At 62.8% G+C, this 21258-nt stretch carries 23 protein-coding genes and 1 tRNA gene; 5 read left to right on the forward strand and 19 right to left on the reverse strand.

The window, feature by feature from the left end:
• Window positions 1-165 precede the first annotated feature (165 nt).
• Together tig and VE009_RS19625 are read right to left on the reverse strand one after the other, a co-directional pair.
• Window positions 166-1455 (reverse strand): trigger factor, encoded by a 1290-nt coding sequence (tig, locus tag VE009_RS19620; RefSeq protein WP_325010545.1) that lies wholly within the window; start codon window positions 1453-1455, stop codon window positions 166-168.
• 68 nt (window positions 1456-1523) lie between these two features.
• Window positions 1524-2432 carry a hypothetical protein gene (locus VE009_RS19625; protein WP_325010547.1) on the reverse strand — a complete coding sequence of 303 codons (909 nt, stop codon included), beginning with the start codon at window positions 2430-2432 and terminating at the stop codon, window positions 1524-1526.
• 146 nt (window positions 2433-2578) lie between these two features.
• On the opposite strand from VE009_RS19625, the gene VE009_RS19630 reads away from it, so the two are divergent.
• From VE009_RS19630 to VE009_RS19640, 3 genes are all read left to right on the forward strand, one after another.
• Window positions 2579-2655: transfer RNA gene (locus VE009_RS19630), tRNA-Arg, on the forward strand.
• A gap of 199 nt (window positions 2656-2854) precedes the next feature.
• Entirely contained in the window at window positions 2855-3580 is a 726-nt protein-coding gene (locus VE009_RS19635; protein WP_325010549.1) for a hypothetical protein, read from the forward strand.
• 132 nt (window positions 3581-3712) lie between these two features.
• Window positions 3713-4141 carry an EamA family transporter gene (locus VE009_RS19640; RefSeq protein ID WP_325010551.1) on the forward strand — a complete coding sequence of 143 codons (429 nt, stop codon included), beginning with the start codon at window positions 3713-3715 and terminating at the stop codon, window positions 4139-4141.
• Between the two features lies 1 nt (window position 4142).
• Here VE009_RS19640 and VE009_RS19645 read toward each other — a convergent pair whose 3' ends face one another.
• Window positions 4143-5177 (reverse strand): serine protease, encoded by a 1035-nt coding sequence (locus VE009_RS19645; RefSeq protein ID WP_325010553.1) that lies wholly within the window; start codon window positions 5175-5177, stop codon window positions 4143-4145.
• Window positions 5178-5311: 134 nt separating this feature from the next.
• Window positions 5312-5659: a hypothetical protein gene (locus VE009_RS19650; RefSeq protein WP_325010555.1), complete on the reverse strand. Its 348-nt coding sequence runs from the start codon at window positions 5657-5659 to the stop codon at window positions 5312-5314.
• A 257-nt stretch (window positions 5660-5916) separates the two neighbouring features.
• On the opposite strand from VE009_RS19650, the gene asnB reads away from it, so the two are divergent.
• Window positions 5917-7764 carry an asparagine synthase (glutamine-hydrolyzing) gene (gene asnB, locus VE009_RS19655; RefSeq protein WP_325010629.1) on the forward strand — a complete coding sequence of 616 codons (1848 nt, stop codon included), beginning with the start codon at window positions 5917-5919 and terminating at the stop codon, window positions 7762-7764.
• 24 nt (window positions 7765-7788) lie between these two features.
• On the opposite strand, the gene VE009_RS19660 is transcribed toward asnB, so the two are convergent.
• From VE009_RS19660 to VE009_RS19670, 3 genes are all read right to left on the reverse strand, one after another.
• Window positions 7789-8433, reverse strand: coding sequence for an XTP/dITP diphosphatase (locus tag VE009_RS19660; protein ID WP_325010557.1), 645 nt, complete (start codon window positions 8431-8433; stop codon window positions 7789-7791).
• Window positions 8426-9193 (reverse strand): ribonuclease PH, encoded by a 768-nt coding sequence (gene rph, locus VE009_RS19665; protein WP_325010559.1) that lies wholly within the window; start codon window positions 9191-9193, stop codon window positions 8426-8428. Before rph ends, VE009_RS19660 begins: the two co-directional genes overlap by 8 nt.
• Window positions 9194-9439: 246 nt before the next feature.
• Window positions 9440-10486: a GerMN domain-containing protein gene (locus VE009_RS19670; RefSeq protein ID WP_325010561.1), complete on the reverse strand. Its 1047-nt coding sequence runs from the start codon at window positions 10484-10486 to the stop codon at window positions 9440-9442.
• 155 nt (window positions 10487-10641) lie between these two features.
• Between VE009_RS19670 and VE009_RS19675 the strand changes: the two genes are divergently transcribed.
• On the forward strand, window positions 10642-11172 hold the full coding sequence (locus tag VE009_RS19675) for a phosphatidylglycerophosphatase A (RefSeq protein WP_325010563.1): 531 nt from the start codon (window positions 10642-10644) through the stop codon (window positions 11170-11172).
• A gap of 20 nt (window positions 11173-11192) precedes the next feature.
• Here the strand turns inward: VE009_RS19675 and VE009_RS19680 are convergent, their stop codons facing one another.
• The 12 genes from VE009_RS19680 to VE009_RS19735 form a co-directional block, all read right to left on the reverse strand.
• Window positions 11193-12185, reverse strand: coding sequence for an MBL fold metallo-hydrolase (locus tag VE009_RS19680; RefSeq protein ID WP_325010565.1), 993 nt, complete (start codon window positions 12183-12185; stop codon window positions 11193-11195).
• Window positions 12185-12925: a class I SAM-dependent methyltransferase gene (locus VE009_RS19685; protein ID WP_325010567.1), complete on the reverse strand. Its 741-nt coding sequence runs from the start codon at window positions 12923-12925 to the stop codon at window positions 12185-12187. Before VE009_RS19685 ends, VE009_RS19680 begins: the two co-directional genes overlap by 1 nt.
• A 141-nt stretch (window positions 12926-13066) precedes the next feature.
• A complete protein-coding gene (locus VE009_RS19690; RefSeq protein ID WP_325010569.1) occupies window positions 13067-13291 on the reverse strand; it encodes a helix-turn-helix domain-containing protein in 225 nt (74 codons plus the stop codon).
• 164 nt (window positions 13292-13455) lie between these two features.
• Window positions 13456-14898 (reverse strand): YhcN/YlaJ family sporulation lipoprotein, encoded by a 1443-nt coding sequence (locus VE009_RS19695; protein ID WP_325010570.1) that lies wholly within the window; start codon window positions 14896-14898, stop codon window positions 13456-13458.
• A 161-nt stretch (window positions 14899-15059) separates the two neighbouring features.
• Window positions 15060-15419, reverse strand: coding sequence for a hypothetical protein (locus VE009_RS19700; RefSeq protein WP_325010572.1), 360 nt, complete (start codon window positions 15417-15419; stop codon window positions 15060-15062).
• Window positions 15416-15751 carry a restriction endonuclease subunit S gene (locus VE009_RS19705; protein WP_325010574.1) on the reverse strand — a complete coding sequence of 112 codons (336 nt, stop codon included), beginning with the start codon at window positions 15749-15751 and terminating at the stop codon, window positions 15416-15418. The genes VE009_RS19700 and VE009_RS19705 overlap by 4 nt, the downstream gene beginning before the upstream one ends.
• 27 nt (window positions 15752-15778) lie before the next feature.
• Window positions 15779-16066 carry a hypothetical protein gene (locus VE009_RS19710; protein ID WP_325010576.1) on the reverse strand — a complete coding sequence of 96 codons (288 nt, stop codon included), beginning with the start codon at window positions 16064-16066 and terminating at the stop codon, window positions 15779-15781.
• 18 nt (window positions 16067-16084) lie between these two features.
• Complete coding sequence (locus VE009_RS19715) at window positions 16085-17287, reverse strand: YheC/YheD family protein (protein ID WP_325010578.1); 1203 nt, start codon at window positions 17285-17287, stop codon at window positions 16085-16087.
• Window positions 17284-18276 (reverse strand): NAD-dependent epimerase/dehydratase family protein, encoded by a 993-nt coding sequence (locus VE009_RS19720; protein WP_325010580.1) that lies wholly within the window; start codon window positions 18274-18276, stop codon window positions 17284-17286. Before VE009_RS19720 ends, VE009_RS19715 begins: the two co-directional genes overlap by 4 nt.
• Complete coding sequence (locus tag VE009_RS19725) at window positions 18273-19604, reverse strand: UDP-glucose/GDP-mannose dehydrogenase family protein (protein ID WP_325010582.1); 1332 nt, start codon at window positions 19602-19604, stop codon at window positions 18273-18275. Before VE009_RS19725 ends, VE009_RS19720 begins: the two co-directional genes overlap by 4 nt.
• Window positions 19601-20395 (reverse strand): GT-D fold domain-containing glycosyltransferase, encoded by a 795-nt coding sequence (locus VE009_RS19730; RefSeq protein WP_325010584.1) that lies wholly within the window; start codon window positions 20393-20395, stop codon window positions 19601-19603. Before VE009_RS19730 ends, VE009_RS19725 begins: the two co-directional genes overlap by 4 nt.
• 20 nt (window positions 20396-20415) lie before the next feature.
• Window positions 20416-21252, reverse strand: coding sequence for a glycosyltransferase family 2 protein (locus VE009_RS19735; protein WP_325010586.1), 837 nt, complete (start codon window positions 21250-21252; stop codon window positions 20416-20418).
• Between the last annotated feature and the right edge of the window lie 6 nt (window positions 21253-21258).

The raw sequence follows: 21258 nt of genomic DNA on the forward strand, positions 1-21258 counted from the left end.
GCGCTACCAACCTCGTTTCATAGCAGATAGGGTTATCATTATTTTAACACTTTCCGGTGGCGGTGTCATTTTTGGGACTCTTTCCCGGCCGAGGGGTAAAAAAGGGCACGCCTCAGAAAATTTGAACGTGCCCTCTTTGGAATATGCTCCTCGATTGTCCGGGAATTACTTCACCTTGCTGTGTTCCACCAGGAAGTCTACCGCCCGTTTCATGGACAGCTCGCTCTGGATGTCTTCTAGTCGTCCGTTCGCCGTCAGGATGCTGCGGATTTCTTCGACCGGACGCTGGTACGTGTCCGCCATCGTTTGGAGTTCCTTCTCCAGATCTTCGTCCGACGCTTCGAGCCCTTCGGCCTTCGCGATCGCCTCGAGCACGAGGTTGTTGCGCACGCGCTTCTCGGCGTCCGGCTGCATTTGCTCTTTCAGCGCGGATTCGCTCTGGTTCGTGAATTGGAAATACATTTGAAGCGTCATGCCTTGCGCCCGGAGACGGGATTCGAACTCTTTTACCATATTATTCAGTTCCGTCTCGACCATGACTGCCGGAACGTCTACCGTGGCGTTCGCGGACGCTTGATCGATGACGGATTGCTCTTGATGGATGCGGAATTCGCGCTCTTTGCGCGCTTTCAGCTTGCTTTCAAGATCTTTCTTGAACTCTTCGAGCGTTTCGAATTCGGAAACGTCCTTCGCGAATTCGTCGTCGAGCTCAGGCAAGTTTTTGCGCTTCAGCTCTTGGAGTTTCACCTTGAACGTCGCCGCTTTGCCTTTCAGGTTTTCGGCATGGTAGTCCTCGGGGAACGTCACTTCGACGTCCTTCTCCTCGCCCTTCTTCATGCCTACGACGCCTTCTTCGAAGCCCGGGATGAAGCTGTTCGAGCCGAGCTCGAGCGAATGCTTCTCGCCTTTGCCGCCTTCGAACGCCTCGCCGTCGACGAAGCCTTCGAAATCGATGACCGCGATGTCGCCCATTTGCGCTTCGCCGTCTTCGACCGGCACGATTTCCGCGTGGCGCTGCTGCAGACGCTTCAGCTCCTCGCCGATCTCTTCGTCCGTCACTTCCGTGCTCTTGCCTTCGACTTCAAGGCCTTTGTATTCGCCGAGCGTCACTTCCGGCTTCACTTGCACCTTCGCCGTCAGCTTCATCGGCTGGTTCTTCGCGAAGCTCTCGATGTCCACTTCCGGACGATCGATCGGTTCGATGCCCGTTTCTTGGAGTGCGTATGTATACGCTTCCGGCAAGAGAATATCAATCGCTTCTTGATACAGGCTTTCGACGCCGAACTTCGCTTCGAAAATTTGGCGCGGCACTTTGCCCTTGCGGAAGCCTGGAACATTGACCTTGCTCGATACTTTCTTGAACGCTTTATCCAGGGCTTCGTTCACGTGCTCCGCTTCGACCTCGATCGTAAGCACCCCAACGTTGCTCTCTAGCTTTTCCCAACTCGCCTTCATATTATGCATCCTCCAAACTTTCGGTCCGAAAATATAACCATGCCATTATAACACATAACCTGTCCATTTCAAACGTGGACGCCCGAGATGTCGCGAAAGAACTTCGCGATGGCCTCGTACGCTTTCTCCCAATCGGGAAGCAGCGGTTCCGTGATGCCGTATCGGTCCTGCAGCTCCTCGGCGGGCGCGTCGCCGTACATCGCCCGGGTGACCGCCGCGTGGAGCGCGGACGCCCACACGTCTTGGCCGGCTTCGTCGGCGCGCAGCAGCTCGCGGTAGAGCGCCGTGCCGTACCAATACGGCAAGAACTCCTCCCACGTGCGCTTCGCGAACTCCGCGACCGTCGGGTCCTCGTCCTCCGCCGCCGCCCGCACGCGTTCGGCGATTTGCGGCAGCGGCTCCGGGAACCGGTCCGCCGACGGCGGCGTCCGCTCCACGTCGACCGTGACGATTTCGCCGAGCTTGCCGAACGTCGCCTCGCCCTCGACGCCGAGCTTCGCCAGCGTCTGCAGCAGCTTGAACCCGACGAACGGGTGCAGCTGCGGGTCCGCCAGCTTTTGCTTCAGCGCCTCCGCGACGCCGTCGTCCGTCACGTACGCGAGCTGCTCGAGAGCGAGCAGCTGAGAGTCGACCGATGCGCGATTCAGCGACTCGAGCAACCGTTTCGTATATAGTTTATCCTTCGACGACCTCGCGGAAACATGAGCGCGAAGCAGCTCTTCTTCCCCGGCGGGACCTTCGTCCTCGCCCTCGTCCGCGCCGCGGGCGGCGTCTGGGAACTCGGTCCGCAGCCACTGGAGCAGCGTGCTCCATTCCGCGTTGGCTCGGCCGTCGTCGGGCCGGCAGTCGACCAGAAATTCGAGCATGCGGATCGCTTCGCCGTATGCTTCCTTTTCCAGCAGTTTCGTCAATTCGAACTGATAATAATCAATGGTTTTCGGGAAAAGAATCAATTCCCCCCGCGTCCTGCCGCTCATCGAAACCCCCGATTGAAAAAGGTTCTTCCCATTGTAGCAGTTTTTATCGGGAATGCAAACAGCGCTGCCATCGCCGCCAACGGCATTGCAGGGCGAACTTACCGGTTGCGCGATATCCAAAAACCGTGTTATAATTCGATTCTGATGTCCCAGTAGCTCAGTCGGATAGAGCATACGCCTTCTAAGCGTACGGTCGGGGGTTCGAATCCCTCCTGGGACGCCATTTTTATACATAATATGTATCGCACTCCCAGCCTTCGGACGCCATATCGGCGAAACCGGAGGCTTTTTTGATGCGCCCCTTGGTGCGTCGGTTATTCGTTTCCGGCGTTTCCTTTGTTTTAACCGGATACGTTCGGGCGTTCGAACTCAAGCTAAGGAAGTCGTCATCCCCTACAACCACACTTCGAGGAGTGGATCGCATGTCCAAGGCAACGTCCAAACAAGCGGGTTCGAGCTCCGCGCAGAGCGGCTCCGGCATCCAGAAAGCCGCGCAGAACGCTGGCAAGGAAGTGGCCGCCGCCGTCGTCGACGCTTCCATGAAGGTGGAGAGCGCGATGGCGCAGCAAGTGAAAAAAGGCGCCCAAGCGGTACAGCAGATGGCGGATCAAGCGTCGCAGCAAGCGCAGCAGCAGCTGCAGCAGTCGATGTCGAAATCGTCGCAGAGCAGCCAATCGGCTCAAAGCTCGCAAGCTTCGCAGCCGTCCCAAATGTCTTCGCAGATGTCGCAGCCTGCGCAGCCATCGACGACGACCCAGCCGATGCAGGACGGCGCGTCCCAGCCGATGACGCCGGATCAAACGCAGACGATGGTCGAGCAGATCACGCAGCAGGCGCAGCAAGTCGTCATGGAAGCCCAACAGCTTGCGCAGCAGGCGATTCAGCATGCGCAAAGCGCCGTGCAAAAAGCGACGCAAGCGCAGCAAATTCAGACGGAAGCGCAAAAAATCCAGGGCTTGAGCGCCCAGCAGCTGCAGGAAGCGAAGCTTCAACAGGAAATGCTGGCGCAGCAGCTGCAAGCCGTGCAGCAAAAGGCGAGCCAAGCGCAGCAGCTCGCGCAGAAGGCTAGCCAAGCGCAGCAGCTCAGCGTTTCGCAGCTGCAAGCGGCGCAGCAAGAGCTCCAGCAAGTCGAGCAAACGCTGCACTAATCAGGCGTTACCGATCGGGCGTCCCGGATGGGGCGCCTTTTCGCGTTGCCGTTAAGGCGCGCCGCGGCGAAACGGCGCGAAAACGGGGCAACCTAGGACGAGAACCACTTTCGAGATGCGGAGGGATGAAATATGGCGCTATGGCTTATTTACGCGCTGTTGTCCGCCTTGACGGCGGCGCTTGTGGCGGTGCTGGGGAAAATCGGGCTGGAGGACGTCGATTCGACTGCGGCGACGGCCGTCCGCGCGGCGATCATGGCGATTTTCCTGATCGGCTTCGCGGCGTTCCAAGGGAAGCTGTCGCTCGCCGTCGGCATCGTCGGCCAGCGCCGGGCGCTGGCGTTCATCGCCTTGAGCGGAGCCGCGGGCGCGGCGTCGTGGCTGTTTTATTTTCTGGCGCTGAAATACGGCAGCGTGTCGCAGGTCGCCCCGATCGACAAATTGAGCGTCGTCGCCGCCGTCGTGCTCGCCGCCGCGTTCTTGGGCGAAAAAATATCGTGGACGACCGGCGCCGGCGTCGCGCTGATCGCGGCCGGCGCCGTCCTTGTCGCCCTCAAATGAATCAGTCCGCTTCGGTCAAATGCCGATGCACCCAATCGACGGGCACGGCGAGGCCGATGCGATGCTTCTTGCCGTCGCGCTCCAGCGTGCTGGTAGCGAAGACGACGCCGATCACTTGCCCGTCCTTCGTCAGCACCGGGCTGCCGCTGTTCCCTTTGTAAATCGGGGCCTCGATCGCCATCAGCGGCGGGCTTCGCTCCGACAGCAGCCCCCAAGTGACGCCCTCGTTCGCGATGCCGTTGAAAAACAGCGGGTTGCCGATCACGTACACCGGCACGTCCTCGGCGCCGTCGTACGCCTCCGCCAGCGTCAGCGACGGCAAGCCGTCCGCGTCGATGTCGACGACGGCGAGATCGACATCGTCGTCGACCGATCGAATCGTCCCCCGGAACACGCGCCCGTCCGCGAAATGCACGCTCGGCGCGCCGCCGTCGACGACGTGCCGGTTCGTGACGATGAGCCCGTCCTCCGAAACGACGAAGCCCGTCCCCTTCGAGGCGCCCGAACGGATCACGACGACCGATTGCTTGTACTCCTGCACGACCTCCGACTGCGACAGCCTGGCGGACGTCGCGAGGAACCGGACCGCCGCCAGCGAGAACATTTGGGGCAGCACCGCCAGCACCTGCGCGCACAGCATGAGCGCGAGGACGCCGGCCATGATTTTGCGAAACCGCGACGAGCGGAAAAACGGCGGCGGCGGTTCGCCTTCCTCGTCCGCCGCTTTGAACAGCTCGGCCAGCTCCTCGTCCGTGAACTCTCTCCCGTGCTCGCGATCCTCGTACTCGGTCAGCGCCGGCGCCGAAGCGCGCCGCTCGCTCTCTCCGGCGCCCTCCGTCGAATCCGGCTGCTGCTCCGGCCGTTCCGCCTGCCGCCGCTCCGACTCATTCGACCGATTCCGCGCCTCGCCGTCCCGGTCCTGCGCCGAATGCTTCTTGTCGCCGTCGACCAACGTCAAATGATTTTTCGCTTTGCCGCCGCTGACCAGCGTCAAATGCCTTCTTTTCTCGCCGCCCCCGTCGTGCCGTTCCGTCATGCCGCAGCCCCCTCGCTCGCGTTCGCTTCGCTGTTTCTTTCTCTCATTATAACACGCAGCGGCCGTTCTCCGGTTTCGCCCGGACGCGCAAAAGCCCGGAGACGAGCCCCCGGGCTTTGCATTCAGCATTCAGCTCAACTTTTACCGTAATAGAAGGCGTCCTCGATTTGCTCCCGCAGATCCCCGAACCGCAGCACTTGCTCCTCGAACGAACGGCGGGTCGTCTCGCCGTCGGAGCTGCCGCCGAACAGTCTGTCGGTCGCGTCGACGTAAGCCTCATGCAAATTGTTCTCGTACCAGTCCAACAGCCGATCCTCCCGCCTCTCCGACACGTTCGCGAGCGCGAGGCGGCCGTCCGCCTCCCGTCGGAACGTAGCGATCAAGGGATGGTCGAAGCCGTCGGCCGCGACCTCCACCTCGGCGAACGTTTCGTCCCCGCTGTAGCCGAGCCGGACGAACGACGCGTTCCTTATCGTAATCATCCCTCTGCCCCTTCCGTATAGGCTTATCCTCCTATAGAATCCCGCAGGGACTTGCATCTTATCCCGTCTCCGCGCATACCTATAATCCATACTCCGCAAGGAACATCGAGTGTGTCATGCCCTATGGGTTCTTCGCGTACATCCGTAAGATAAGCGCAAACGAACCGTCCCGAGAGAAGGCCCGGCAGGGCTTTTTCGCGTCGATGGGAACCGTCGGCAGGCATTACCGGACACCAAGATGGAAAGGGATGAAACCTATGTGTGGAATCACCGGATGGGTCGACTGGAATAAAACGTTGACGAACTATTCGGCGGCGCTCGAAAACATGACGGAAACGATGGGCGCCCGCGGCCCGGACGCTTCCGGCACGTGGCTTTCGGGGCATTGCGCGCTCGGCCACCGGCGGCTAAGCATTATCGATCCGGCCAACGGGGCGCAGCCGATGTACCGCAAGTACGGCGGACATACGTTCACGATCGTATATAACGGCGAGCTGTACAATACGATGGAACTGCGCAGGGAGCTGGAAGCGAGAGGGCATACGTTCCGCACGAACTGCGACACGGAAGTGCTGCTCGTCTCCTACATCGAATGGGGACGCGCGGCCGTCGACCGGCTGAACGGCATTTTCGCCTTCGCGGTGTGGAGCGAACGCGATCAAAGCTTGTTCCTCTGCCGCGACCGCGTCGGCGTCAAGCCGCTGTTCTACGCTCACGCGAACGGCTCGTTCTTGTTCGGCTCGGAGCCGAAAGCCATATTGGCGAACCCGGCCTTCCAACCGGAGATCGGACCGGAAGGGCTCGCCGAAATTTTCGCGGTCGGTCCCGCGCGGACGCCCGGACACGGCGTGTTCCGGGATATGCACGAGCTCAAACCCGGCCATTTCCTCGTCTACGACCGCAACGGCCTGCGCACGCAGTGTTATTGGAAAGTGGAAGCCCGCGAGCACGAAGACGATCTCGAAACGACGGCGAGCAAAGTCGGCGAGCTGCTGAAAGACACGGTCGAGCGCCAGCTCGTGTCCGACGTTCCGGTCTGCACCCTGCTCTCCGGAGGCCTCGACTCCAGCGCGCTGACGTCCTTCGCCGCGGAATACTACAATAAGAACGCGCTCGGCCGCATTCATACGTACTCGATCGACTACGTCGACAACGACAAGCATTTTAAATCGACGGCGTTCACGCCGAATCCGGACCGCCCATGGATCGAAAAAATGCGGGATTACCTCGGCACGGAGCATCATTTCATCGAATTCGATACGCCGGAGCTCGTCAAGACGCTCGAAGACGTCGTCTACGCGCGCGATTTGCCCGGCATGGCCGACGTCGACGCCTCGCTGCTGCTGTTTTGCCGAGAAATCAAAAAAGGCGCCACCGTCGCCATTTCCGGCGAGGCGGCGGACGAAATTTTCGGGGGGTATCCGTGGTTCCACCGCGAGGACGCCCTGAACGCGAACACGTTCCCGTGGTCCCGCTTTACGCATGTTCGGGCGGAACTGCTGAAGCCGGAGCTCGTCGAATGGATCCGGCCGATCGAATACGTCGAGGATCGGTATGCGGAAGCGCTCGCGGAGGTGCCGCGTCTGCCGCACGAGAAGGAAGGCCGGCTCGGCCGCATGCGCGAGATGTCGTACCTCAACATCACGCGGTTCATGCCGACGCTGCTCGACCGCAAAGACCGCATGAGCATGGCGGCGGGGCTCGAGGTGCGCGTGCCGTTCTGCGACCACCGGTTGATCGAGTATGTGTTCAACATTCCGTGGGAGATGAAGATGACGGGCGGACGCGAAAAAGGCATCCTTCGCAAAGCGCTCGAAGGCTATCTCCCGGACGAAGTGCTGTACCGGAAAAAAAGCCCGTACCCGAAGACGCACAACCCGAATTACATGAAGGCGGTGCGCGAGTGGGTCGAATCGATTTTGGACGATGCCTCCTCGCCGATCCTGCGCTTCGTGGACGCGAACAAAATTCGGCAAATGGCTAAAGGCGAGACCGACCAGTTCGACATCCCCTGGTTCGGTCAGCTCATGACCGGGCCGCAAATGTTCGCGTACCTCGCGCAAGTAAACACGTGGTTGAAGCGGTACAACGTTACCGTAAAATAAGTTCCTTTATTTGTCGGCGGCCGATTACAATCGGCCGCCGAATTCGTGTTTCAGCTTCTCGGCGAGCTCCAGCAGCGCTTTCCCGCGGTGGCTGACCCGATGCTTCTCCTCCGGCGCCGCTTCGCCGAACGTTTTCCCAAGGCCGGGCACGTAGAACAGCGGATCGTACCCGAAGCCGCCGGTTCCGCGCGGCTCCGGCACGATCGCGCCTTCGACGGCGCCCTCCGCTGGAATCGTGCGGCCTTGCTCCGGGATGTACAGCGCGAGCGCGCAGACGAACCGCGCCGGGCTGAGCGCCGCGACGCCGTCCGCCGTCGTATGCTCCGCCCCGATGGCGGCAAGTTCGCGGAGCAGCTTCTCGTTGTTGCGCGCGTCGTCGGACGGCTCGCCGGCGTAGCGGGCCGAGTACACGCCCGGCGCCCCGTCCAGCTCGTCTACGCATAAGCCCGAGTCGTCCGCGAGCGCGGGACGGCCGAGCGCCTCCGCCGCGGCGCGCGCCTTCTTCTCGGCGTTCGCCGCGAACGTCTCGCCGTCTTCGACGACGTCGGGCGCGGCCCCCTCCGGCAAATCGAGCAGCGACAGCACCTCGATGCCGAGCGGCGACAGCATGTCGCGGAACTCGGCGGCTTTCCCCTTGTTCCGCGTCGCGATGACGATCGACTTAAGCATGAGCCGCGCTCGCCTCCCGAATGCGCTCCGACGCCGCCTCGCCGAGCGCCTCGCTCTGCAGCGCCTGCATCCGGCGGATGCCCTGCTCCGCGACGTCGAGCATGCCGTTCAGCTCCGCTCGCGTGAACGGCGCCTCCTCGCCCGTGCCCTGCACCTCGACGAGCTTGCCGTCCCCCGTCATGACGACGTTCATATCGACGATCGCCTTGCTGTCTTCCTCGTAGTTAAGGTCGAGCAGCACGTTGCCGTTAACGACGCCGACGCTGAGCGACGCCAGGAAGTCCCGCAGCGGGTATTTCCGAGCGTCCGGCAGCATGCCCGCCGCGCGCAGCTTCTCGATCGCGAGGCCGAGCGCCACGAACGAGCCGGTGATCGACGTCGTCCGCGTTCCGCCGTCCGCTTGGATCACGTCGCAATCGAGCGTGATCGTCCGTTCGCCGAGCGCATGCAGATCGACGACCGATCGGAGCGCGCGGCCGATGAGCCGCTGGATTTCCATCGTTCGGCCGGACAGCTTCCCTTTCGCCGACTCGCGCTGATTGCGCACCTGCGTCGCGCGAGGCAGCATCGAATACTCGGCCGTCACCCAGCCGCGGCCCTGCCCCTTCATGAAGGGCGGCACCCGCTCGTCGATCGTCGCCGTGCAAATGACTTTCGTGGCGCCGACCTCGATCAGCACCGAGCCTTCCGCATATTTATTGACGCCCGTCGTAATCGTCGTCGGGCGAAACTCATCCCATTGTCTTCCGTCGTTCCGCATGTAAGTTCGCGCTCCCCTTTCTCCCGATCCGGAAACCATAATTGTTACGCTGCTTAGTTTCCATCGGAGCGAACGGCGTCATCCGTTCGCGTCGTACCTCATCTTACCAGAAGATCATGGAAAAATCACATTCCGCCCCGCCGCACGGTTTCCGGCATCGGGGAGCGCTCCGGATCAGCGCGCCAGGGACGGCAAAGCCGCGCGGCGCATCCCGCGCCGCGCGGCTCATCCCGTTCATGACCCGGTTTACATTTCCAGCGGGTTCAGCGCTTTCGGCCGGCTGACCGGCGCCGAGCCGTAGTCTTTGTCGTCCGTGCCGAGCACCTGCGCCGCGCCTTCCATCGTAATTTGCACGTCCTTCGCCGGCGTCGTGTCCGTCAGCGACAGGACGATCGCCTGCAGCCCTTCCGCCGGCAGCTTCTCGCCGGAGCCGGCGAGCGCCGCGTCGAGATCGACCGTGATCCGGTCGCCCGTCGAATCGACGACCGTCTCCGGCTCCTCCGCCGTCGGCAGGAACACCGCGTCCAGCTTGCTCGTCTCGAGCGGGCCTTTCACGAGCTCGGCCACCGTCGCGCCCGGAACGTCGTCCGTCCACTCGATAAGGCGCGTCACCGGCACGTAGTACGTGAAGCTGTCCGCCGTTTGGTTAAGGAAATACAGCGTCACCGGCGTCGCCCGCGTATAATCGACGCCGGACGCGCGCTCCACGTTGATGCCGAACTTGCGCGACAGCGGCGCGTCGAGCGGCGTCTTCGCCACCGGCATTTCCTTGAGCGCCTTCCCTTCGATCCACAGCTGCACGTGTTCGACGGACGGGTAGCTCGTCATCGCCCACGTGACCGCCTCGAGAATTTGCCGCTCGTCGGCTTCGTCGTACGTCGCGAACGCTTCGTTGAAGTCGATCGTCGCCGTCTTCGTCGTCGTATCGATATCGAGCGAAATGACCTCGGTTCCCTCCGGCAGCACCGCCGAGAACCCTTCCGGCAGCAAATCTTCGCCCGGGCCGCCCTTCACCATATATTGCAAGGTCCGCTTCGCGACGTCCGGCGTGTCGTACGGCAGCTTGACACTGAGCGGCGCGATGTAGCCGTCCCCGTCACGCACGTACAGCGTCGCGTTGAACGACGTCGACGCTTCCGCCGATGCCGCGACCGCCTCCCCTCCCGCCTCGCCGGTCAAGTCCTGCGGCGGATCGATCGGCGTCGATCCGGTGGACGAGGAAAGCGAGCAGCCCGATAATATACCGACGGAAGCAATGATGCTGATCCAGCCAACTTTTTTATTTCGATTCATGGTCCATGAGCCTCCCCAATGAGTTTGTACTATGTATACGAGCCTCCCGGGGTTTTATAACCACTTTTTGTCCACCTCCCGCGAAAAAGACTTGCCGCCTCGCGACGCGGGCATACTAAAACTCGTCATTTTGATCAGAAAAGGGGTTCGTGCGGATGAAATACAGCTTGGATAGCGCGAAGGTAGCCGCCGCGACGAAGGAATGGCTCGAAAAGCGGAACGTGCGGACGGAGGAAATCGCGGAGCTTGTCTTGTTTTTGCAAGGGGAGTATATCCCGGGGCTGACGCTGGACGACTGCAAGGAAAGCGTGGAGCGCGTGCTGGAGAAGCGCGAGGTGCAAAACGCGGTGCTGACGGGGATTCAGCTCGACATGCTGTGCGAGCGCGGACAACTGTTCGAACCGCTGCAGGACATGGTCAAATACGATGAGGGCTTGTACGGAGTAGACGAAATCGTGGCGCTGTCGATCGTGAACATCTACGGCTCGATCGGGCTGACGAATTTCGGCTATATCGACAAATTAAAGCCGGGCGTGCTGAAGCGGCTCAACGACAAAAACGACGGCTTCATCCACACGTTCCTGGACGATATCGTCGGCGCGATCGCCGCCGCGGCGTCGAGCCGCATCGCGCATACGCGCACGGCGGTGCTGCCCGTGCCGGAAGAGCCGGAGCCGGCGCGATAACCACGCGCCGACCCGCGCGTCTACCTCCCGCCCGCTGCCGCGTAGCGGACGGCTGGTTCCTCTTCGACGACGACGATGCGCCCGCGCCGCTCCAAATACGCGAGATGCGCCAGCGTCTCCGCCAGCGCGAACCGAAGCTGATGCACGGACAGCTTCTCGCCGAACAGAGTCCGGCACAGCGCGTACCCCGTCATCGGCTCCGCGAGCAGCGACTCCATCCGGGCGAGCCGCTCGTCGTGGTGCGAGCGGATGGCGCGGACGCGCGCTTCGTAATGCCCGAACGGCTCGCGATGGCCCGGGAACGCCTGAACGACCGGCAGCTCCGCCGCTTCCTCGAGCGACGCCATGTACGTCCCGAGCGGATCGGCATCGCCGAACGGCAGCAGCGACACGTTCGGCGTAATGCCCGGCAGCACGTGGTCGCCGCAAAACAGCCGTCCGGTCGCTTCGTCCCATAAGCTGAGATGTCCCGCCGCGTGGCCGGGCGTATGCAGCGCGGCGTAGCTCCGGTCGCCGAGCGCGACGGCGTCGCCGTATCGAACCGTCTCCGTGCGCGCCGGCGCCGGAGACACCATCGGCACGAAGCCGGCCAAATGCCCGCGCATCGCCTCCCGCCCCTCGGCGGGGTAGCCGTGCCGCTCGAACAGCGCCAGCGTCTCCGCCGCCGTGCGCTCCGCGCTCGCGGGTCCCCACAGCGTATCCGCCTGCTCTCTGGCGACGGCCGACAGCCGCACCGGCGCGCCGGTAAGCTCCTGCATCCATCCCGCAAGGCCGTAGTGGTCGGGATGATGATGCGTCAGCACGATCGAACGGACATCCTCCCATCGGAAGCCGACCGCGTTCGCCGCCTCCCGCCAAACCGTTTCCGCCTCCGGCGTGCGCAGTCCCGGATCGACGATGTCGACGACGCCGCGCTCCCCTTTCACGACATACGCATTCACCCACAACAACGGAAACGGCAGCGGCACCTTCACCTGCCATATGCCGTCCCCGCGGTCGATGTATCTCTCCATTAGACGTCTTCTCCTTTGCATCCGACGAGGATGAGCCGCTTCGAGCGCGCTTCCTCGTAATCGGATCCGTCATAATCGCCGAACGCGCGCAGGAGCGTCAGGCCAGCGCCCTTCAGCATCCGCACGAAATCGGACAGCTCGTACAATTTGACGCGCTCCTCGTACGTTCTTGCAGAGGCGCCGCGTTCGCTCACGCGAATCGTCTTGACGACGCAGCCGGCTTGGATCGTTCGCGTTTCTTCAATATAAAGAGGTCCGTCCCTCTTCGTCGATCTCGGCACCAGATGTTCCTTCGTATACGATGGATTTAAGAAGTCGATGACGAACCGTCCGCCGGGACGAAGCAAGCGATGCATCTCGCGCAGCACCTTCTCGTTCTCGGCGTCCGACTCGAAATAGCCGAAGGAGGTAAATAAATTCAATACGGCATCGAAACGTTCGGCGAGCGGAACGGCGCGCATGTCGCCTCTCACCCAGCGAATGCCGTTAGGCTCGCGCTTTCGCGCCACCGCCAAGAGCGTTTCGGACAAATCGACGCCGACGACGCTGTAGCCGAGCCGCCGGAGCACGACCGAGTGACGGCCGGTGCCGCAGCATAAATCCAGCACGCTCGCCCGCGGTGGCAGCCGGAGCCAAGCCGACATCGCGCGAACCTCGTGTTCCGCCCCTTTGACGTCCCGGTGCTTGTACACCGCCAAATAATCTTCGCAAAAGGTTCGCTCGTACCATGGCTTATTCACGCGACCACCGCCTATACGGTTTTGCTCGTATTATTGTACTAAGAGCGCCGGGAAAACTCAAAAACCTTCTGCGCAGCGGCCCCGTGACGGCGGCGGCGGACAGAAGGTCCCTAGAGGGTTCCGTATGGAAAGAAGCGAGCGTCAAATGTTCAGTTCCCCGAGCCTGATCAGCTCCACAACCGCTTGAGAACGGCCTTTGACATTCAGCTTCTGCATCACGTTGGAAATGTGATTGCGTACGGTTTTTTCGCTGATAAACAGCAGCTGGGCAATGTCTCTGGTCGTTTTGTCTTGAACCAGCAATTCGAACACTTCCCGTTCGCGGTTCGTCAGCAGGAACTTATTTCGGTGGTCGTTACCCTTCAAGTGCGTCACCCCTCCTTGCTCGGGATTTGTTTTACAAGGTTAAGGGATACAGTCACCATATAGTATGAAGTGAAGGGGAGGTTGGTGCGGAGGGGGGGAAAAATAGGCGGAATATGTAGAAGCCGAAGAGCATATACTCTTCGGCTCGATTCACGGATGCGTCTTTAACGCGTGCTGTCGAGCGTGCCCGCTTGCGCGTTGTTCAGCGTGCCGGCTTCGACGCCGCCGTCGACCGTATGACGCGGGTTCGACCGGTCGAAGCTGTTGTCGAGCCGTCGCGTCACGCCGTTGCGGTTGCGCTGATCGTAGCCGTTCAAGTCATAGCGATTCGTGTCGGTCTCGCGGAACATGCGGTGGACGAAGGCGTTAAAATCGTTCAACGGCTGTTGTCCGCCGCGCCTGTTCAATCGTACCGAATAACTGCTCAACCGGCGCATAAACTCTCGGTCCGCGCTCACGTACACGTTCCGGACGTTCGGCGCGAGAGAACGAACGACGCTTTCTACTCGCGCCCGCACCTGCGAGCTGAGCGTATCGTGCGCATTGTACGAGCTTAAGCTGCCGTATGCCCCGCCGTTGTACATGTAGCGATGCGAAGCGTCTTCCGGATACGGGCCGTTCATCCCCGTGCGGTTCATGATGCGTCCGGACAATCCGCGGTACTGCGTTCCGGCGTTCGCGCGGGATCCGCCGACGCTGCCGGACTGCTGCGCGTTCATGCCGCCGACGCTGCCGGACTGCCCCGCGTTCATGCCGCCGACGATCCCCGAATTGACGCCGTACCCGCCGAACGAACCGTTGCTGGTGCTCGCCGTGCCGCCGCTCATCCCGGAGACGCCCCCGGTCGTGCCGCCGGCGTTCATGCCCGTGCCGGCGACGCCGCCGGCGTTCATGCCCGCTCCTGTACCGCGGGTCCGGCTGCCCGTGCCTCTGCCGGTATCCATGCCGGTGACGCTGCCTTCGATCGGACCGCCCCCGACGTTCGTGTCGGCGTTCGCTCCCCCGCGGCCTCCGCCGAACATGCGGCCCAGCCCGCTCAAGAATCCTCCGGGCTCGCGATCTCCGCCGGAATACCCGCTAATTTCGGAACCGCCGTTCATCCCGAGCCCCGGAGTCCGCTGATTCAAACCGTACATGTTCGGCGCGGCCGCCATGGAGCCGACGTCGTTCAGTCCGAACGTGCCGGCGCCCGTCGTGCGTTGACCGCGTACGCTCGGGAACGCGCGGCTGTCGGTATTGCCGTAATAATTGCCCCGAATGCCCCATTCCGAAGCGTTCCGGCTCAATCGGGCGTTGCTGCCGCCGAGCGCCGTGCCGCGCCCCGCGTTATTGTTCAGTTCCACCGCGACATAAGCGTTCGTTTCGCCCATGACGACGCGAGCGCGCGAGATGCCGTCGATGCGCTCGATCGCGCGGGCCATTTCTTGGTTCGCGCGCAAATTGCGATTGGTATGAGTGCCATACTGCTGCATCGAGGCGTTGCGGCCGACCGTATTCGTGCGGTACCCGTTTTGGGACATTTCATCGGCTGCGGGTTGTCCTCCGCAGGCGGCCATCGCGACGACGGAGGCGCCGATGACAGTGAAGCGCAGTAGCTTTTTCAGCATCCTACCCCATCTCTCCCGTCATGAAGTTTTGGCGGAACCGTACTTAGGATGCGGCTCCGCGCTCCCGATCATGCGCGCCGCCGCCAACGCAAAGGTTGTCTGCCGTGGGAGGGAATGTCGTTTCATTATTATGTAGAGGAGCCTCGAAGAGCTCCGCTGCCTTAGCTTTTCCGCTGCCGCCGCTTGCCGCCGCGGCCTGTTCCCTTCGTCTCTCGCTTCTCCTTCTTCCCTTTCTCCTTCATCGAAGAAGACTTCGCGGGCCCCCGCGCGGCCGACCGCGCCGTTCGCGAGACGACGTTCCCCGCCGCGGCCGCCCGCACGAGCCAATCGGCGGGCGCCGCGCACTTCGCGAGCGCCTTCAGCGCTTCCGGCCGCGAGGCGATCTCCCGGGCGAGGGCGGGGTCCGCTTCCGCCGCGTCCGCGATCGCCGCGAAGATGCGGTCGACCGCTCGCCGGCTGCGGAGCACCGCCGTCAAATAATCTTGGATGACCGATCGCCGCAGCTCCTCGTGCGTCCTCACGCGCCGTCCCCTCCGCCGAGCAGACCGGATCCGGAGAACGGGTCGACGGCGTCCTCCTCCTCGAGGAGCAGCCGCAGATGGGTCGCGAGGCCGGATTCGAACTTCGTCATACCCTGAAGCAGTTCAATCATCTGATGATGGAACGCGCACGATTCCATGACGATCCGGTCGGCGTCGCTCTCCTCGGCCAGCTTCGGATGGGCGGTATGCAGCACCCAATCGCGCAGCGTTTCCATTTCCGTCGCCTTCGCCTCGAGAATGTCGGCCACGCGCCATTGCATATGAGCCGCCGCGGCGAGCAGCCTGAGGCCCGCTTCCGTTCGCACCGACAACCTCTCCAGCTCCTTTCCGTTCTGCTTTTATTCTTCTTCCGCCACGCGCAGCTCCTTAATGGCGTGCTTTACGAAATCCGCGAGCGCCTCCTCAAGGTCCGCCAGCGCGTTCACATACCCGGCGATTTCCCGCGCGACGGACAGCTCCGCCTCCGTATACGGATCCCCTTTGACCCGCTTGAGGTCCTCGACGGGAACTTTGCGGAGCAGCGCCGCCATGCGCCGGACGACCGCGCTCTCCGCGTCGAGCGCGCGGCCGAGCTGCTCCTGCGATTTCGCGAACGCGAGCAGCTGTTCATCGATTAAATCCTGCATTTCCGCGTCCCTCCTCTCCTAGCCCTCCGCCGCCGACGTCGAGAGGACGATCGCCTCCGGCCCGGATTCCTCAGGGCCCACCGCAAGGAAGATCCTCTCCGACCCGGCTTCCTCCGGGGCCCCCGCGAGAAAAGCCATTTCCGAGGGAGCTCGCTGCTCCGGGACGGCCTCCTCCCGGCCGCGGCGCAGCAGCGCCGCGGCGTAACGGACCGGATTCGCGAACGTAGCCTTCCATACGTCGCGCTCGCCGGCGTTGCGGAACGTGATGCGCAAATCCCGGAAGTTCGCCTCGATAAACCACGGATGCCCGCTCTCGTCGAGCGCGATGTCGAGACCCAAATCCGCGATGGGAGGCAGACTCCGCTCGAGCGCCGCGGCGATCCGCACCCCGAGATCGGCGATGTTCGCCCGCATCTCGTCCTCGTTCCAGCCCCACTCCCCGAACAGTTTGGACACTTTGATCGACTTGCCGCCGCAGTGCAGATTGGTGACGATCGAACGCGCGCGCGCCACTTTGCCGACCATGCCGGTGCACTGCCACGCCCCGTCCTCGCCGCGCTGCACGGAGACGCGAAAATCGACGGGGCTGCCGCGGTACCGCATGAGCGCGATGCCCTGCTGCGCCAAGTAGGCGAGCCGGCGGGCGCGCACCAGCTTCACGATTTGGCGGACGCCGAGCCGCCGCCGCTTCGTCCGCCCGAGCGCGTTAATGTCGGCGAACGTCTCGTCGTCGACGCGGCTGACGCGGATGATGCCGAATCCGACGGACGCGTGCGCGGGCTTGAGGTACAGCGTGCCGTGCTCGCGCAGCAGCGCTTTAACCTTGCGGCGGCCGACCGACGCCGTCTCGGGCAGGTGCGGCAGCAGCGTTTCGTCCTTCGCCAGCATCCGATGGACCTCCAGCTTCGAGACGACGTTGCGTTCGTTGCACACGCGCTTGCCGAGCCGCGTCAGCCGCCGGATCGAACGGCGCGCGGACGCGCGCGTCGTCCGGGTCCGGTTCAAGATGACGTCGGGAATCGGCCGCCGCTTCCATACCGGATCGACGCCGTTCCACCCCGTCGCCGTGCCGCGTTTCCAATCGATATCCTCGAGCGCGAAGAAAAACATGTTCTCCCCCGCCTTCCGCGCCGCTTCGACATAGAAGGAAGGCCTTTCGAACGAGCGGCCTCCCCGCATGAGCCGAACGATCAGCTCGCGGGGATACAGCATGCCGATCATGGCTTCACCTCCGAACCGCCGACGGAGCCTGCGGAACCTCCGCCGCCTCCGTACAAGCGCACGATGTACTCCCACTGCCGCGCCATCCCTTCCGCGAGCGGCACCGACGGCTTGTAGCCGAGCTCCGCCTGCGCCAAGGCGACGTCCGCCCGCGTCACGTACGGGTCGCCCGGCTGCGCGGGCAGCCGCTCGATCGCGAGCGGTTTGCCGGCCAGCCGTTCGATTGCCGCCAGCACCTCGTTCACCGACGCGGTCTCGACGCCGCCGACGTTAAAGACGGTGCCGTGCTTCGGATAGCCCATCGCCGCGACGTTCGCGGCCACGAGATCGGCGACGTACGTGAAGTCGCGCGTTTGGTTCCCGTCGCCGTACACCGGGATCGGCTCGCCGAGCAGCGCCGCCTTCATGAAGCGGTGGAACCCCATATCGGGGCGCTGCCGCGGCCCGTACACGGTGAAATACCGCAGCGCGGTGTACGGCACGCCGAACTGGCTATAATACACGTGGCACAGCTGCTCGCCGGCCAGCTTCGTAAGCCCGTAAGGCGAAATCGGCCGCGTCGGAGACGACTCCGACATGACCGCCCCGACGCCGCCCCCGTACACCGAAGACGAAGAAGCATAGACGAGCTTCTTCAGAGAAGACGACCGCTTGCACGCCTCGAGCAGCTTCTGCGTCAGCAGCACGTTGGCGTCCAAATAGTCGGCGAACGACGCCCCCCAGCTGCCCCGAACGCCGGCGATGCCGGCAAGGTGGAAGACGGCGTCTGCGTCCGCGATCAGCGCGTCGAGATCGATCGCCAGCAGATCGGCCGCCGTCCATCGAAACCGCGGATGCGCAAGCGCTTCGCGCAAATTGTCTTCCTTGATCAAGCGATCCGAGCGATGCCCGATATGATCGACGCCCACGACGTCGTGCCCGCTCTGCAGCAGCGCTTCGGCGAGATGGGAGCCGATGAAGCCGGCCGCCCCCGTGATGACGATCTTCATCGCCCGTTCCTCCTTGCCACGCCGGCGTACCGAAAGCCGAGGGACGTCAACGCTTCGGCGTCCAAGAAATTGCGGCCGTCGAACACGGCCGGCTCCGCCGCCCGCGCGGCCCAGTCGCTCCACGGCAAATCGCGGAACTGCCGCCACGGCGTCGCGAGCACGATCATGTGCACGCCGTCGGCCGCCGCCGCCGGGTCGAGCGCCACCGAGACGCGCTGCAGCTTCTTCGGTCCGGGCTCCTTGATCCAGCGAATGTCTTCGACGCTGCGGACCGTCGGATCCAGGACCCGGACCTCCTCCGCTTTGCGCTTCAGCAGCCGCTCGACGAGCCGCACGCCGGGCGATTCCCGCTGATCGTCCGTATCCTCCTTGAAGGCGGCCCCGAGCACGAGCGCCTTCTTGCCGGCGATCGGCCCGGCCGCTTCGATCTTGTCGAGGAACCAGTCGATTTGCGAATCGTTCACTTTCCTCGCCTGATTGAGCATTTTCAGCGGTACGCTGCGCCGGCCGGCGAGGTGCAGCAGTTCGTTCACGTCTTTCGGGAAGCAGGAGCCGCCGTAGCCGATGCCGGCGTACAGGTGATGCGGGGAAATGCGCGGATCCATGCCCATCCCTTTGGCGACGTCCGCAATGTCGGCCCCGACCGCGTCGGCGAGCCGCGCCATTTCGTTGATGAACGAAATTTTCGCCGCGAGGAAGCCGTTCGACGCGTATTTAATGAGTTCGGCCGTTTCGTATCCGCAGGTGAAGTACGTCGTCGGAAGCCCGTCGTACAGCTGCTTCACCTTCTCGATCGCCTCCGGATTGTCGCCGCCGATGACCGTGCGGGACGGATGGAACGAGTCGTGCAGCGCCTCCCCTTCGCGCAGAAACTCCGGGTTGGACACGACGTCGATCGGATATTTCGCCGGATCGACCGCCTCCGCGAGGCGCTCCCGAATCCAGCGGTTCGTGCCGATCGGCACCGTGCTCTTCGTCACGACGATTTTCGGCCCGTCGACATGCTCCGCGATCGTGTCCAGCACTTGCTCCAGGTACATCAAGTTCGCGCTGCCGTCCGGATTGGACGGCGTGCCGACCGAAATCATCAGCAGCTCGCTCCCCGTCACGGCCGTCCGCGCGTCGGACGTGAACGAAATTTTCCCGTCCTGCAGCAGCTCGTCGAGCAGCTCGTCGAGTCCGGGCTCCCGGAACGGCAGCACCCCTCGGTTCAATAAATCGACCTTCGCGTCGTCGACGTCGTAGCCGATGACGCGGTGGCCCAGCTTCGCAAGGACGAGCGCCGTCGTCGTCCCGACGTAACCCGAACCGATCACGGTAATGTTCATCCCTGCATTCCCCCCTCTGCCGCCGCGGCGCGCCGGGCGTCCCGAGAGGACGGCTTCCACGGGCGCACCTTCCGGACGCCTTTGATCATAAATACCGCCGATTTGCCGAAGTCTACCGCGACCCGCCCTTGCTCCCGCGCGAGCCGGTCGGCCAGGATAACCGCGTTGACCCCCGCGGAGATGAGCACGATGTCGCATTCGACGTTCTCCATCCGGCGAAGCACCTTCGGAATTTCCTCATACCGGTCGATGCGGATCGGCTTGCCGAACGTAATGCCGAACTCGCCGTACCGGTCCGCCACCCATTTCTTTAAATCGCCCGCCCATCTGGAAATGACGACGACCTTGCGGCCGCGCAGCATTTCCCAAAACTCGCGGTGCTCGACCATATGCCGGTTGACGAACGTATGGCACAGCGCCTTCGGGCGAATGTCGTATCGCTCGAAGCAGCGGTCCGTGAGCGGCCGCAGCGTCCGCTTCTTCGCGAGAATCTCTTTGTCTTTCTTGTACGGAATGCCGACGATGTCCGCCGCTTTGATCGATTCGATCAACCGGTCCCGCAGTTCGACGTTCGGCAGCCGCACTCCTTTCCAATTCGTCGTACGGGACAGCTTCGCCCAACGGGTGGCGAGCGTCTTTTTGATCGACCAGACTTTATACTGCGCCAGGCAAATGTTCTCGCCGTCGCCGACCCGGACGACCGAGAGCGGCGCCTTCGCGTCCATCGCCTCCCGAATCCGGTCGATGACGTCCTGCGTCGACAGCCACCCTTCTTCTCGCGGTTCGTCCATGCGCATGGTCTCCCCTCCCGTCATTTCCGAATCAGGCGGCCGACCTTCAGGCGCCCGCCGACCCGGACGAATTTCGGTTTATATTTGTCGCCCCACCGCTTCAGCGCTTCGGTGTACAAGTGGCGCGTCACCTTAGCGTACTTGTCGCGGTTTTTGGCGCGAGAATTGTTGCTCTTGTGGTTGAGTCGGTTGTAAATCGTTTTGCGCACCGCCTTGAACTTGTACCGGCCCGCGAGCTTCAGCAAAATTTGCCGATCCTCCGCGTACCGGCCTCCCTGCGGCACCTTCGTCGACCAGCCGCCGACTTTGCGCAGCGCCTCCGTCCGGTAAAACCGAGGATAAATCATCGGGTGGTACGTGATGAAATCGTATTTGCCGCGAATTTGGCGTTTTTTCTTCTTGCACAGCAGCTTGAGCTTGCCGCGCTTCTTCGCCTTCCACACCTTTTCGTCGCCGTAGACGACCCCGATTTTGCGGCCGCCCTTCTCCATCTTGCGGAGACACCGTTCCAGCGTGTCGCGCTCATACCAATCGTCCGCGTCCAGCTGCGAAAAATACGGCGTATCCACGAGCGACAGCGCATGATTCAGCGTGTAAGACACCCCGCGGTTTTTCGACAGTTTCACGTAGCGGATGCGGGGATCGTGCAAATATTGCCCGACGACCTTGTCCGTATTGTCCTTGGAGCCGTCATCGACGATCAGCAGCTTCCAATGCGGCGTCGTTTGCGCCAGAACGCTTTCGATGCCCCGTCGGATAAATTTGGCGCGATTGTACGTCGGTATGACGACGGTGACCAAAGGCTCCGCGCGTTCCGCCGGTTCCGGCGCTTCGCGCTCCTCCGTTTCCGTTGCCAAGCGGAT

This window comes from Paenibacillus sp., assembly GCF_035645195.1.
Classification (GTDB): Bacteria; Bacillota; Bacilli; order Paenibacillales; family YIM-B00363; genus Paenibacillus_AE.